The organism is Adhaeribacter terrigena (assembly GCF_016623615.1).
GTDB classification, from domain to species: Bacteria; Bacteroidota; Bacteroidia; order Cytophagales; family Hymenobacteraceae; genus Adhaeribacter_A; species Adhaeribacter_A terrigena.
The window spans coordinates 556,186-570,009 of record NZ_JAEHFX010000001.1 but is presented as its reverse complement, the minus strand read 5'-3'; the positions used below and the strand labels follow the sequence as shown (position 1 = coordinate 570,009).

The 13,824-nt window shown below is 43.2% G+C and carries 9 protein-coding genes; 4 read left to right on the top strand and 5 right to left on the bottom strand.

Features of this window, described 5'->3' with window-relative positions; translation table 11 throughout:
* Positions 1-67: 67 nt before the first annotated feature.
* Positions 68-1,126, bottom strand: coding sequence for an endolytic transglycosylase MltG (gene mltG / locus I5M27_RS02310; protein WP_200504409.1), 1,059 nt, complete (start codon positions 1,124-1,126; stop codon positions 68-70).
* Between the two features lie 117 nt (positions 1,127-1,243).
* Between mltG and I5M27_RS02305 the strand changes: the two genes are divergently transcribed.
* A complete protein-coding gene (locus I5M27_RS02305) occupies positions 1,244-3,160 on the top strand; it encodes a T9SS type A sorting domain-containing protein (protein WP_200504408.1) in 1,917 nt (638 codons plus the stop codon).
* 75 nt (positions 3,161-3,235) lie between these two features.
* Positions 3,236-3,868, top strand: coding sequence for an L-threonylcarbamoyladenylate synthase (locus tag I5M27_RS02300; RefSeq protein WP_200504407.1), 633 nt, complete (start codon positions 3,236-3,238; stop codon positions 3,866-3,868).
* A 94-nt stretch (positions 3,869-3,962) separates the two neighbouring features.
* On the opposite strand, the gene I5M27_RS02295 is transcribed toward I5M27_RS02300, so the two are convergent.
* Entirely contained in the window at positions 3,963-4,874 is a 912-nt protein-coding gene (locus tag I5M27_RS02295; RefSeq protein ID WP_200504406.1) for a lysophospholipid acyltransferase family protein, read from the bottom strand.
* Between the two features lie 9 nt (positions 4,875-4,883).
* Complete coding sequence (locus tag I5M27_RS02290) at positions 4,884-6,413, bottom strand: GWxTD domain-containing protein (protein WP_200504405.1); 1,530 nt, start codon at positions 6,411-6,413, stop codon at positions 4,884-4,886.
* Between the two features lie 72 nt (positions 6,414-6,485).
* On the opposite strand from I5M27_RS02290, the gene I5M27_RS02285 reads away from it, so the two are divergent.
* Both I5M27_RS02285 and I5M27_RS02280 read left to right on the top strand, forming a co-directional pair.
* Entirely contained in the window at positions 6,486-7,103 is a 618-nt protein-coding gene (locus I5M27_RS02285) for a WbqC family protein (protein ID WP_200504404.1), read from the top strand.
* 96 nt (positions 7,104-7,199) lie between these two features.
* Entirely contained in the window at positions 7,200-9,794 is a 2,595-nt protein-coding gene (locus I5M27_RS02280; RefSeq protein WP_200504403.1) for an ATP-dependent Clp protease ATP-binding subunit, read from the top strand.
* A gap of 148 nt (positions 9,795-9,942) precedes the next feature.
* Here the strand turns inward: I5M27_RS02280 and I5M27_RS02275 are convergent, their stop codons facing one another.
* Together I5M27_RS02275 and I5M27_RS02270 are read right to left on the bottom strand one after the other, a co-directional pair.
* Positions 9,943-11,781, bottom strand: coding sequence for a DEAD/DEAH box helicase (locus I5M27_RS02275; RefSeq protein WP_200504402.1), 1,839 nt, complete (start codon positions 11,779-11,781; stop codon positions 9,943-9,945).
* 1 nt (position 11,782) lies between these two features.
* Complete coding sequence (locus I5M27_RS02270; RefSeq protein ID WP_200504401.1) at positions 11,783-13,642, bottom strand: hypothetical protein; 1,860 nt, start codon at positions 13,640-13,642, stop codon at positions 11,783-11,785.
* Positions 13,643-13,824 lie beyond the last annotated feature (182 nt).

Below are 13,824 nucleotides of genomic sequence, written 5' to 3'. Positions count from 1 at the left end.
TCAAAAGCCCCCCGCAAATCAAACCAACCATTTAACAATCAGTAATTTAACCATTTAACCATTTAAATTACTTCATGATCTTGGCGTCCGTTAGGGCTTTCTGGTAGCGCCGGGCATTGGCTAAGTGTTCCGGAAAAGTTTCGGCAAAGCTGTGGTAGCCCGAAAAATCTTCTTTGGCGCAGAAATAAATGTATTTATGATTTTCCGGGTTCAACACCGCGTCTATAGAAGGAATGGCTGGCAGATTGATCGGGCCGGGCGGCAAGCCTTTGTATTTATAGGTATTGTACGGCGAATCTGTTTGTAAATGCTTGTTTAAAACCCGCCGGATAGAAAAATCGCCAACAGCAAAAACTACGGTCGGGTCAGCTTCCAGGGCCATGCCCCTTTTTAAACGGTTCAGGTAGGCGCCGGCAATTCTGGGTCTTTCGTCGGGGTGCTGGTTTTGCTCGGCTTCTACAATAGAAGCTAAAACGGAAACTTCCTTCTTGGTTAAACCCTGTTTTTTAGCTTTGGCAATGCGTTCGGCGGTCCAGAATTTATCGTATTCCTTTTTCATCCGCTCCATAAGTTGCTCCGGCGTGGTATTCCAGTACAATTCGTAAGTATTCGGAATAAACATGAGCATAATGGTTTCGGGCGTGAAACCGAATTGCTTCAGATATTCTTCGTCGTTGAACATTTCACGGAACTCATCTTCTTCGGCATCCAGGTAACCGGCCAGTTTGGCAGCCAGGTCATCTTTCAGGCGAATATTATTGAAGGTAAGTTTGATAGGCGTCTGCCGGCCCGAACGCAGAATACCAATAAGCTGGTAATTGGTGGCATTATCCGGGATCTGATAATGGCCCGGTTTTACCAGTTTATCGTAATTCATGAGTTTGGCCATAAACCGGAACGCCAGTTTATCGATGATCACACCTTTGGCCTCGATCGAATCCATAACGGCTTCGTAGCTCTGGTCTTTGCGGATGCGCACGTAGGTTGGCTTGCCTTTGGTATCTACGTTATCGGTATACATGATCTGGTAAGCGTAATACGAAAAGCTCACGAACAGGAACAACAGCAGCACCAGCAGATACGTAAGCGTTTTATTGCGGGGTTTTGATTTTTGTTTGGTTGCCATAATTTGGATAACAAATTCTTAATGCACTTGAATTTGCCCTTTGTCTTAATTTTGAGTAGTTTTGACCTGCAAAATTAACACTTATTTTAGTCGGAATATTCAATTAACCTTTAATTTATGATCCAGAATTACTTAAAAAAACTGGGAGTGATGACTTTGGTGCTTTCCAGCACTGCTTTCGCTGCTTCTGAAGCTCAGGCGCAAACCACAGGTTGCTCTGATCTATTCTTCTCTGAATATACTGAAGGAGCAAGCGGCAACAATAAAGCGGTAGAAATCTACAATCCTACCAATGCTGCGATCAGCCTCTCGGCTTATTCAGTAAAATTATATTCCAACGGCGCGCTTGCCACGGCTCCTACTGCTACCCTGCAATTAACGGGCACAATAGCCTCCGGCGATGTTTTGGTGATTGTAAACGGCCAGGCTGGTGCTGGTTTGCTCGCAACTGCCGATGTAACTACTACAGGCACCACTGCGAACCCAATGACTTTTAACGGTGATGATGCACTGGCTATTGTAAAAACGGTTGGCACCACAGAATCATTCGTTGATATTATTGGCAATATCGGCTGCGATCCGGGATCGGATTGGAATAACGGTACTGCAACTTTAAGCACTAAAGACCGCACCCTGCGCCGGAAAGTTACTGTAAGTGCTGGTATTACTTCCGTAACTCCGGGAACTTCCGGGACAAACACTACTTGCCCTTTTCCTGCCTTAGCTACTGAATGGAATGATTTCATCGACACGGACTATACCGGTTTCGGTTCTCATACTTCCAACTGTGTTGCTGCTCCAGCTGGTCCAACGGTAGGCTTTAAAACTGCTGCGGCAACCGTTGCTGAAAATGTAACCGGCGGTACGCATGCAGTAAGAGTAAGAATTACGAACCCAAGCACTACAGCAGCAACTTCTGCCGATGTAGCTTTAGCAACTACCGGAACGGCTACTGCTGGCACCGACTTCACGTTCACAGGTTCTACCCTGAACTGGGCTGCTGGTGATACTACTTCCAGAATCTTAACCATCACCATTTTAGACGATGCAATTCTGGAGCAGAACGAAACTGTGGTTTTAACTCTGAGCAACCCTTCTACCGGCGTTACTTTAGGCACTTCTTCTTTCACGTTAACAATCCAGGATAACGAAGTTGCCCCGATTCCTACTTATACTGTAGCACAGATTACTACCAACAACGCTACCACGCTCCAGCCAGATTCTTTAGGCGTAAAAGTCAGAGTTTATGGCACCCTTTACGGCGAAAACCAACGCACAACCGGTTTACAACTTACTTTAATTGACAACACCGGCGGTATTGGTCTGTTCACAACTTCTGCTGCGGTAGTTCCTGCCACAGCTCCTGTTGAAGGCGATTCAGTTTATGTTGTTGGTACAGTTGGACACTTCAACGGCCTTACCCAGATCAGCTTGGATTCTATTGTGGTTTTAGCCAACAACCGCACTTTGATTCAGCCGGCTGTAGTAACCGTTTTGAACGAAAGCACTGAGTCTGAACTGATCACGCTGGCAAACCCGGTTTCTTTAGTAGATCCTAACCAGTGGCCAACCAGCTCATCTGCTGCTGATGTTGATGTAACGGATGGCACGAACACCTACAGATTACGGGTTGTTCCAAGCTCTAACCTACATACCATTCCTGCACCAACCGGCATTTTCGTAGTAACAGGTATTGGTGGTCAGTTTGACCAAACCGATCCACGCGATGAAGGATACCAGATCATTCCGCGCCGTTTATCTGATCTTCGTAACGTAACGGGTGTTTCTGAAAACCTGAACAAGCAGATCAGCATTTATCCAAACCCGGTTGCCAGCGTACTGAAACTAAACCTGAGCGCAGTAAACACGAAGAATGCCGTTATTTCGGTAGTGAACAGCTTAGGCCAGGTAGTTGCCAATGTTCCGGCTACTGCTACTGAACTGAACGTTGCTAATTTCCCGGCAGGCGTTTACTCCCTGCGCATTGCTACCCAGCAAGGCGTTGCCGTAAAACGTTTCGTTAAAATTAACTAAGCGAAACCAAACTTATTTAAAAGGCTTCAGTAATAACTGAAGCCTTTTTTATTTTTGCGCTACCTTAACCTTCCTATGAAAAACGCTCAATTCATTAAAATTCATCCCGAGAACCCGCCCCTGAAAAAGATCCTGGAAGTAGTGGATATTTTACGCCAGGGCGGCATTATTATTTACCCCACTGATACCATTTACGGCATTGGCTGCGACCTGCACAACGCCCGCGCAGTAGAAAAACTCTGCCAGATAAAAGGCATTAAACCCGAGAAAGCCAATCTTTCGTTTATCTGCTCCGACCTGACGCACATTTCCGATTACGCCAAAGGCATTTCTACGCAAACCTATAAAGTAATGAAAAAAGCCTTGCCCGGCCCGTTTACCTTTATTCTGGAAGCGAGCAGCAAAGTGCCCAAATTCGGCGGCGCCAAAAAGAAAACCGTGGGCATTCGGGTGCCGGAAAACGATATTTGCTTAACGCTGGTACGCGAACTCGGCAACCCCATTATTTCCACTTCCATTCATGACGAAGACGAGGTAATTGAATATTCTACCGACCCGGAACTGATCTATGAAAAATACCGCGGCCTGGTAGATGCCGTGATAGACGGCGGCTACGGCAACAACATTGCTTCTACGGTTGTAAACTGCGTAGACGATGCCTTTGAAGTGGTACGCGAAGGTGCCGGTGAGTTGGAGGAATATCTGTAAAAACGTTGCTCCACAACGCAAAAAAAAAACGCTATACTTTTGGGCTTCAAAAGTATAGCGTTTTTAGTTTTCAGGCCCGAAAGCCTAGCGTTTTTTATTGCATCCCAGCCATTTCATTTGCAACCGGTCTGGCGTGTTTCCAGCGTTTATGCGACCATAAATAAGCCGCCGGATTTGCCTGCACAGACTTTTCGAGCTTGCGGGCATAGCGTTCTGTGATCGGGAATGCTTCGTTTTCTAACGTTGTTTTACCGTCCCAGAGCTGCGAAATGCGGTATTCGTAAAAGCCTCTTTTAACCCGCACACATTCCACGAAAAAAACCGGGTATTTAAAGGTAGCTGCCAGTTTGTCGGCGCCTACATAAAAAGCGGTGTCCTGGTTCAGAAAGGTGGTCCAGTACTGGATTTCGCCGCGCGGCGGGGTCTGGTCCGAAAGCATGCTGATAGCCCGGGGAATATTTTTGCGGCGGATAAAATCCTTCAGCGTGTCTTTCATATTTATTAAATGCTGCCCGAAACGCGTACGCGTACGGAGCATGAACCATTCGAAAAATTCGTTATTCAGGACTTTATAAATACCATCGGCCGGAAAGCTGAAATGCGCCGCCGCGCCGGGCAAAGCCCACTCCCAGTTAGCCTGGTGCGAACCCAGAATTATAACCGGACCGGCTGATGCGGCCTTTACAAAAACTTCTGAATCGGGATGGCTGGTTCTTCCTCGCATTTCGGCCTTTGTAATGGTAGCCAGCTTCAGAGTTTCTACAATTACGTCGCAAAGGTTATGGTAAAAAGCGGGAATCAGGCTTTCAATTTCGACCGCCGTTTTTTCCGGGAAACTCCGTTCCAGATTCAACCTGACCACTTTTTTTCGATACCCGATAAAACGGTACAGGATCAGGCATAAAAAGTCGGAAAGTAAATACAGCAACGGAAACGGCAACCTGGAAACGGCCAGCAAAAGCCACCACAACGGGTAATAACGTTTTTTAGGAGGGTACGCCTGCATGCCAATAACTTAGCGGTTCTGCGGCAGGCGTTGCCCCGGCGTTTGCGTTTCGTTGCCTTCGCTGTCTAAATAGCTGCCTTGTTCAGAATCACGATCGAAACCACTCTGATTTTTGGAGCCTGCATATTTATACCTGGCTTGTGCCCGCCAGGCTACATTGTTAATTTCCCCTTTAGCCGTAGAATGCAGCAGCGAATAACAGTTACCTAAATTCATTTCCACAAACGCAAACATGCGGTTCCGCTGATCGCCTAACGTATAATATTGCCAGATCTGGTAAGGGCGTGAATCGGTGTTACGCGACGAGCTGCGGTTTACGTCGGTACGTTCGTCGCTGATCTTGCTGGGCGGGCCGTATTGCAGATACACGCGCCCCTGATCACATTCATACCCGTGGAAAGTCTGGTTGGCGAATGATTTCTCCACAACTTCAATCCGCGTTTTGTACTCGAGCCATGCCCGTTCCGGGTTTTCGTCGTCGCGTTTTTTCCAGAAATTATACAGGTAACTCCGTTTCTGAAAATTGCTGCCGTTCTTGGCTACTTTATCTATAAACGCATTTTCCGTAGCATTCGCGATCGGTTTCAGCGAATACAGGTAAAGATCGAATTTAGTGGAATCCAGGTTGGTAAATGCCGGCGGCAGATCGGTGTCTTTCACATTCGGGCTTACGGCATTTATAGCTACTTCTTCGTTTATGGTAAGCGGATTGCTGCGTTGAATGAGGCGGCGCTGCGTAGCTACCACTTTGTTTTCTTCGTTGCGCACTTCCACAAAAAGATCGTAATTTCCCGAAGCCAGCGTAGTAATATCCAGTTCCTGCAGCAGCACGTTGGCCGGCGCGGCTTTCATCACTTTCTGGCCGGCAATGGTGAGTTTGGCCAAATTGTCGCGGGTAGGCACAATGCGGTAAAAAACCACCATCGGTTTCTCTTTGCCCAGTACGTTTTCGGCGTTATAAATTTCGGTGTAGAAACTCAGTTTGTTCAGGCCTTTGGGGTAAAAATTAGAAACGTAGCTTACCAGTTTATACCCGTTTTTGGTGTATTCATTTTTCTCCGAAGATTTGGAATACGAATCGATCAGCTGAATATCGCTGAGCTGCACGGCATCCTTTTTATAGTTTACCAGCAGCGGCAGCTCAATATTGCTGGCCGGCTGTTTGCTGTTGGCATCCTGGGCTTTTATGCTGAATTTAAAGTTACCGTTCGGCAGAAAAATACGCTTCTGCAGGTTAAAAGCCGGCTGAAAAACGGCCGTATCCTGCACTACCGGCGACTTCATTAAAAGCTTATCGAAATGGCGGATACCGGCCGAATCGGCTGCCTGCACTTCCAGTGCCACGGAAGCCTGATAACCGCCGGGCACTTTTTTATAGATCACCGAATTGCCGTTCACCGAACAATACAGTTCCACCATATTCTGCTTGTCGGTGGCTTTAAAACGCACCAGATCGAACGTAGCGTCGAGTTGCTTGCCGTGGGCGGCCGAAAAAACGGTAGCCAAAATGGCCAGAAAAGTAAAACGTTTCAAAAACATACGTCTGCAATAAATACCTTAAAGTTACGTAAAATAAGTAATATCGCAATCGGGAAGTTCCCGAACCACGCTATGATTTTACTAACCGAACTGCACTACCACCCCAGCATTGCCTGGTTTCAGCACGCTTTTAACGCCGATGAGCTTTTAATAGAAGCGCACGAAAACTATATAAAACAAAGCTACCGCAACCGCTGCCATATTCTTACCTCGCAAGGGCCTTTGGCCTTAACCGTACCCGTAAAAGGCGGCAACCGCAAAACCGTAATTACCGAACTGGAAATAGACTACGAACAGAACTGGGTGAACACGCACTGGCGCACGATAAAATCGGCCTACGGCAATTCGCCTTATTTCGAGTTCTATGCCGATTATTTTGAGGCAATTTACCGGCAGCAACCGCGTTTCCTGTTTGAATTGAACCGCGAATTTCTGCGCTTATATATTAAATTTTTAAAATTTTCAAAACCCCTGCGTTTAACCGAACGTTATGAGGAAAAATATGAGAAACCAGTACAAGATTTACGTTCCGGCATTCACCCGAAAAAAGCACCTGACAGCCTGACACTAAAACCGTATAACCAGGTGTTTGGCAGGCAATTTGCACCCAACCTGAGCATGCTCGACCTGCTCTTCAACCAGGGCCCCGAAGCGGCCGGCTACCAGCAAAGCGCCAATCTCCAAACCTGAACAATTAAGGCTGGCTGTTTGTTTAAATTAAAAGAAAACGGTTCCGGCAAGTGCGGCAGCAGTTAAAAAAATAAATTATTTTACAAATACATATACATGGAAGCTAAATTTTCTAACCGGGTGAAAGAAGTGATCTCGCTTAGCCGCGAAGAAGCCATTCGCCTTGGGCACGACTATATAGGAACCGAACACCTTTTGCTGGGCATGATCCGCGAAGGGGAAGGAACCGCCATTGCCCTGCTCAAAAAACTCGGCGTTTCCATCGACGAATTAAAATATTCCATCGAACAGGCAACCCGCAATACCGCTTCTCCGAATACCAACATAACCGGCAGTATTCCGCTCACGAAGCAAACCGAAAAAGTACTGAAAATTACGTACCTGGAGGCCAAGATCTTCAAAAGCGATATTATCGGCACTGAACACTTATTACTCTCCATCCTCCGGGACGAAGACAATATTTCATCTCAAACTCTAGCCAAATTTAACGTGAACTACGAAGCTATCAGAGATTCGCTGGACTATCAGCAGAACAACCCCATTGCCTCTTCAGATACTGACGACAACGACGACGACAAATTATTCGGCAGCAGTGCTTCTTCCCGTTCCGGAAGTTCCACTGCCAAAAAGCCCGGCGAAAAATCCCGTACTCCGGTACTCGATAATTTCGGCCGCGACTTAACGAAACTGGCCGAAGAAGATAAGCTCGACCCGATCGTGGGCCGCGAAAAAGAAATTGAACGCGTAGCCCAAGTATTGAGCCGCCGTAAGAAAAATAACCCGATCCTTATTGGTGAGCCGGGCGTTGGTAAAACTGCCATTGCCGAAGGTTTAGCGTTAAGAATCATTCAGAAAAAAGTAAGCCGCGTGCTTTTTAACAAGCGCGTAGTTACCTTGGATCTGGCTTCTCTGGTTGCCGGCACGAAATACCGTGGTCAGTTCGAAGAACGCATGAAAGCGGTGATGAACGAACTGGAAAAATCGCCGGACGTGATTCTCTTCATCGATGAGCTCCACACGATTGTTGGTGCCGGTGGTGCCTCTGGTTCTTTGGATGCTTCGAACATGTTCAAGCCGGCTTTGGCCCGCGGCGAAATCCAATGCATCGGCGCTACTACCCTGGATGAATACCGTCAGTACATCGAGAAAGATGGTGCGTTGGCCCGTCGTTTCCAGATCGTGATGGTAGACCCAACTACGCCGGAAGAAACCGTGGAAATTCTGCACAACATCAAAGATAAATACCAGGATCACCACCACGTAATGTACACCGACAAGGCCATTGAGGCTTGCGTGAAGTTATCGGATAGATACATGTCTGACCGTTTCCTGCCGGATAAAGCCATCGATATTCTGGACGAAGCCGGTGCCCGCGTGCACATCAACAACATTGTGGTGCCGGAAGACATCCTGAAACTGGAAGAATCTATCGAAAATATTAAGGTAGAGAAAAACCAGGTGGTAAAAAGCCAGAAATACGAAGAAGCTGCCCAGCTCCGCGATAAAGAGAAAAAACTCATCGATCAGCTGGATAAAGCGAAAGCAAACTGGGAAGAAGAAACCAAGAAAAAACGCTATACCGTGAAGGAAGAAAACGTGGCCGAAGTAATTGCCATGATGACGGGAATTCCGGTAAGCCGCGTAGCGCAGAACGAAAGCGCCAAGCTCCTGAACATGGGCACCGAGCTGAAAGGCAAAGTGATCGGTCAGGACCGCGCCATTCAGCAATTGGTAAAAGCCATTCAGCGTACCCGCGTGGGTCTGAAAGATCCGAAAAAACCGATCGGTTCGTTCGTATTCTTAGGCCCTACTGGCGTTGGTAAAACCGAATTAGCGAAAGTGCTTGCTACGTATCTGTTCGACAAAGAAGATTCTCTGGTACGAATTGACATGAGCGAATACATGGAGAAATTCTCCGTATCGCGTTTGGTGGGAGCGCCTCCGGGCTACGTAGGATACGAAGAAGGCGGTCAGCTGACCGAGAAGATCCGCAGAAAGCCGTATTCGGTAGTGCTCTTAGATGAGATCGAAAAAGCGCACCCGGATGTTTACAACCTGCTTTTACAGGTGTTAGACGATGGTATCTTAACCGATGGCTTGGGTCGCAAAGTAGATTTCCGGAACACGATCATCATCATGACTTCGAACATTGGCGCCAGAGATCTGCAAGACTTCGGAGCCGGTATTGGTTTTGCCAATAAGGCGCGCCAGGAAAACATGGACGATATCATGAAGTCAACCATTCAGAATTCCCTGAAGAAAACCTTCTCGCCGGAATTCCTGAACCGTCTGGACGATATCATCGTGTTCAACTCGCTGGCCAAAGAAGATATCTTCAAGATCATCGATATTTCATTAGGCAAACTCTACAAACGCGTGCAGGCCTTGGGTTACAAAATTGAGCTCACCGAAAAAGCAAAAGACTTTGTAGCCGAAAAAGGATACGATCCGAAATACGGCGCGCGTCCGCTGAACCGGGCCATTCAGAAATACATCGAAGATCCAATCGCGGAAGAGATCCTGAAAGCCGAAATGGCGCAGGGTGACGTTATAAAAGTAGATTACGAAGAAGGCAAAGAACAACTGAGCTTCTCTTCCGAAAAATCGAAAGACGGTGCCCCGAAAAGCGCTTCCGACGAACTGCCGGAAACTTCAGAACCAACCCCAACCGATCCGAAAGCATCGGAATAAGTTTTCTTAAATCCCATTAAAAAAGCCCCGAATTGCTTCGGGGCTTTTTTTGTTTTAAACGGTAGGGTTCCGGGCTGAAAAAGTCGGAATACAGTTGTATATAGCCTTCCTATAGCGCTCAACGCATAATCGTGTTAAGGCTATACAATTACCATTCTGCTTCTACAGTTTGGTTTATCTCTGCTTTTGAAGAGAGAGAATAATATCGTTTAAATACGTCAAGATTGTCTTTTATATCTTGATATTCCTTGTGAACTTTTAACTCATCATCTATTATGTCAAACACCTTTTTGTTAGCTATTACAAAACATTTTTTAATTGCTCTGGTAATGGCCACATTCAATCTATTTGGGCTGTAGAAAAAGTCTAATCGCCTCATGGATTCAAGTGGATGAGAGTTAGCCAAACTGTAAATGATATAATTCCTCTCCTGCCCCTGCATACTATCAACCGTATCTACAAGTAAGGTTTCGAATGGATTAATTATACTCCTTGGCAGTACTTTTTTAACCTCTTTTTTAATTTCCCTCACTTGCGCTCTGTATGGCGACATAATACCAATATCTTTGATATTCACGCCGTTTTGCAAGAGGTCTGAAACTAAACCTGCAACCATCTTTGACTCGTGTTGTGAACGATGATTTCCATCAAAAACATTGTGCAATATAAGTTTATGAGCATCACTATTTAAAATTTCAGATTGATAATTGCAAATATATTGCGAGTTATCCTCTAGTGTAGAAGAAGCCGATTGAAGTAGATTCTCATAAAACAAGGTGTTTGGAATTTTAATGAGGGAGTTATTAAGGCGATAGGAAGTATTCAAGAGATTTATTTCGTTGGGATAAATGCGTGCCAGTCTACTAAAAATCGATTCTGCAAACATCTCATTATTTGAACCCTTTGGAATAATCGGGTCAAGTTGCTTGTGATCGCCAACGAAAATATATTTTCCTGTCCTGCTCATTGCTGCTATGGATAATGGAATACTCAATTGAGACGCTTCATCTATAATACAAACATCAAACTCCCATCCGTCAAGCTTTTTACTACCAGGATAACAAAGCGAATAAGCTGTTGAGCCTATTGCAATACCTTTTTGGCTGTAGCTGGAATTATTTAAATAACTGGAGTATGTTACTCGTGATTTCTTACTCACATATTGATTCTCCTGTACTTCTTTATTACTTGCTTTTTCCCCAATCTTTATCACTTTGCTACTGTCTTTAACTTTTAAAGCAACAGCTTTTAAACAGTTATTGATGGCCGTATGAGTTGGAGCAGTAATGAATACTTTTAAGCCACAATCAATAAGGTGCTTTGCGATGTTTCCGATGGTTTCGGTTTTACCAGTTCCAGGAGGACCCTGAATAAGGCAAAAATCACTCGCATTTATGGCTTTCAAATAAGCCGAGTTTTGCGAATCGTTTAAGTAGCCATTTTTTTGGGAATAATCTTGAAAGTGATTTTTGGTTATTCCGTTTAAAAAGTCATCAATTTTACGTAGCGTTGTTTCTTTGTTTTTTAAAATTTCACCAGTATATAAAAGAAGTTTAGTGCTGATGTCTGAATTTACTGCATTTATTTCCCAATTATTATTTGGATAGTTATTGGTGTCAATGTAACAGTGCTTTACATTGAAGTCGCTGGGTTTAAGAATAAAGTTTTCTGTACTATCTTCTTCAATATCCATTTCAAAGTGATGTGCACCATTACTCAAAATAACAGAGCTGCCTTCTTTGAATTTCGAGATATTGTTGTCACAAAGTATCTTCGCTGACGAAATGTATCCTTGAGAACCTGACAACGAATAACAATACTGATTCGGCAAACCATTATAAAAGTCAAATTCAACCTTTAGGTTAGTCATAGTAACACCCTTAGCCACCTTTTCGTCTAAAGGTAGTTTCTTTTGCTCTTCAAACTCCTGAAGATTTTTAGCAAATTCAATTTCAATTGCAGCCTGGAATTCTTTTAATATGTCCATATCAGATTTTTACTTTGAGTGAGTTTAAAATTATGTTGGTTTCTTTCTCCATTTTAGGTACATCCACAATATGATAGTTAGAATAGTTTTCGTGTAACACGACTAACTTCATTGAGGATATTTTCATTGAATACTCAGTTTCAACTATGTGTTTGTAAATGTTCTGTTGCAGGCAATATTTATAATAACTTGAATTATCTAGGTGGCATAATTCAGATGAGGCGTAGCCAAATCCGAAAATTCTTGGACGATTATCAATGATGAGTTTTTTACTCCTTTTCCAGTCAAGGATTACATATTCGTCTTCCTTATTTTTTTTAAAAAGACAATCAATTGTTCCTGCTACATTATACTTGTTGGAGAAAATCATTTTTTCAGCATCATTGAATAAAAGATTCCTTACCTTAATTTCTTTATTGTAAAAATTAAGAAAAAGCTTAAACTCTTTTGAATCTGCATCAAACTCTTTTCCCTTTAGAAAGTTTTCGATTTGATTATGAAGGTATGTACCCTTCTCCGCTGCTTCATCCCGCATCAAAGAGTATTCATCAAATACATCTTCCTCCGTTCTATTTTCTTCTTCTGCCTTTCTTTCAATATATCTCTTTAAATCAAAAGGAAAAAAACGTTCAATTAGAGTTGTTACAGAAATATACTCTGCATTCCCCGTTTCATCTCCTATATAAATGTGTAACTCAGGTTCAATCGTAACACCAACATTCCAACTATCAAAATTGAATTTTTTCGTTCTTTGTATTAGGTCTTCAATACTTTCATTTTCTTTGCTATCAATTTCAATTTCCTTGTTGCTGTATTGTTTTTGAAACCTATCTATTCCAAGATACTTTTCCCTGTAAAAGGATTTTTGCCATTGAATACATTGGTTATAATCCCACTGGTTTTCCTGTTGGCATTTTACAATGTTAGAAAATGGTCTGTTATAAATTGAATTCAGTACATTTCTGATAAAACCTATGCATTCGTCAGCTTGACAATGAACTTGTTTTTCAGTGAATCTTAAAACAACCCATCCGCTTTCAGTAAAAAACAAATCTCTGATATTGTCTTGCTTAACTTCATTTTCAGGATTTATATAGTGCGTAGGGTATCTGTAATAACCATCATAGGGTTCATCAATTTCAATATCGATATAGAGATTTAAGCTTTTATTAAACAAAACAATATCAGGCTCATAAGGCTTATTAAAATTAGGTATCACCATATGAACATTGTTGACTATTTCAATGTCAACCATATTCTGTTTTAGTTGTTTAAAAAAGTCTATTTCTTTATAACCTTTTTGATTAGAACGACCAGTCCTTGGAAGCTTCAGACTTGAGTTTTCCCTTGGCATTTTCACAACAGGATACTGATATTGTCCTTCTTGAACAAAATGATTATTAGGTTTAAAAAATATTCTCAAATCGTCTGTTTGCTCAAGATTTGGCTCGGACTTAATGATTTGTTTGGTAAACTCCTGTGGTAGTCGTTCTTGCGCCTGATATGATGTTTTTCTTTCTGATTGATGGTGCTTCTTTTCCTTATTGGGATAATTTAAGAGCTCTTTTTGAGACCATTGCTTTGTCGTAATGGTTGATTCATTTTCGGTTTCACGTATTGATTCCTTACGGTATAATCCTACTGGTCCATCTACAGTTGGTTGAGTTGTCTTTTTACTGAACTCCCTGATTTGTTTTTTCGATAGTTTACATTTTGCCCAATCTTGCTTTATTTCTGAGAAGAACTCACCTTTTTTTTCCTTAGTTAATTGAGCAGGTGAATTAACATTATAAAGTTTCATCTTCTCTAAAAAGAAGGCTCTATACTCTTTTTGTAGTTCTGATAACTTTCTTTCATTCATTTGACTCTATCTTTATGGAATTACCTGCATTCCTTCTACAGGATATTCACAAGCCTTACTAGCGTTTAATTATATAGGGGCCTACCAATATAGGCAATTGTTATAACTTACTCAATGAGTATTAACTTTTTTTACAAGACTAATCCCAATGCAACCCAACAAATACCCAAAAACGCTATCCC

Coding starts and splice junctions, on each gene's coding strand:
- mltG (WP_200504409.1), bottom strand. CDS start 1,126: ATGGCAACCAAACAAAAATCAAAACCCCGCAATAAAACGCTTACGTAT.
- I5M27_RS02305 (WP_200504408.1), top strand. CDS start 1,244: ATGATCCAGAATTACTTAAAAAAACTGGGAGTGATGACTTTGGTGCTT.
- I5M27_RS02300 (WP_200504407.1), top strand. CDS start 3,236: ATGAAAAACGCTCAATTCATTAAAATTCATCCCGAGAACCCGCCCCTG.
- I5M27_RS02295 (WP_200504406.1), bottom strand. CDS start 4,874: ATGCAGGCGTACCCTCCTAAAAAACGTTATTACCCGTTGTGGTGGCTT.
- I5M27_RS02290 (WP_200504405.1), bottom strand. CDS start 6,413: ATGTTTTTGAAACGTTTTACTTTTCTGGCCATTTTGGCTACCGTTTTT.
- I5M27_RS02285 (WP_200504404.1), top strand. CDS start 6,486: ATGATTTTACTAACCGAACTGCACTACCACCCCAGCATTGCCTGGTTT.
- I5M27_RS02280 (WP_200504403.1), top strand. CDS start 7,200: ATGGAAGCTAAATTTTCTAACCGGGTGAAAGAAGTGATCTCGCTTAGC.
- I5M27_RS02275 (WP_200504402.1), bottom strand. CDS start 11,781: ATGGACATATTAAAAGAATTCCAGGCTGCAATTGAAATTGAATTTGCT.
- I5M27_RS02270 (WP_200504401.1), bottom strand. CDS start 13,642: ATGAATGAAAGAAAGTTATCAGAACTACAAAAAGAGTATAGAGCCTTC.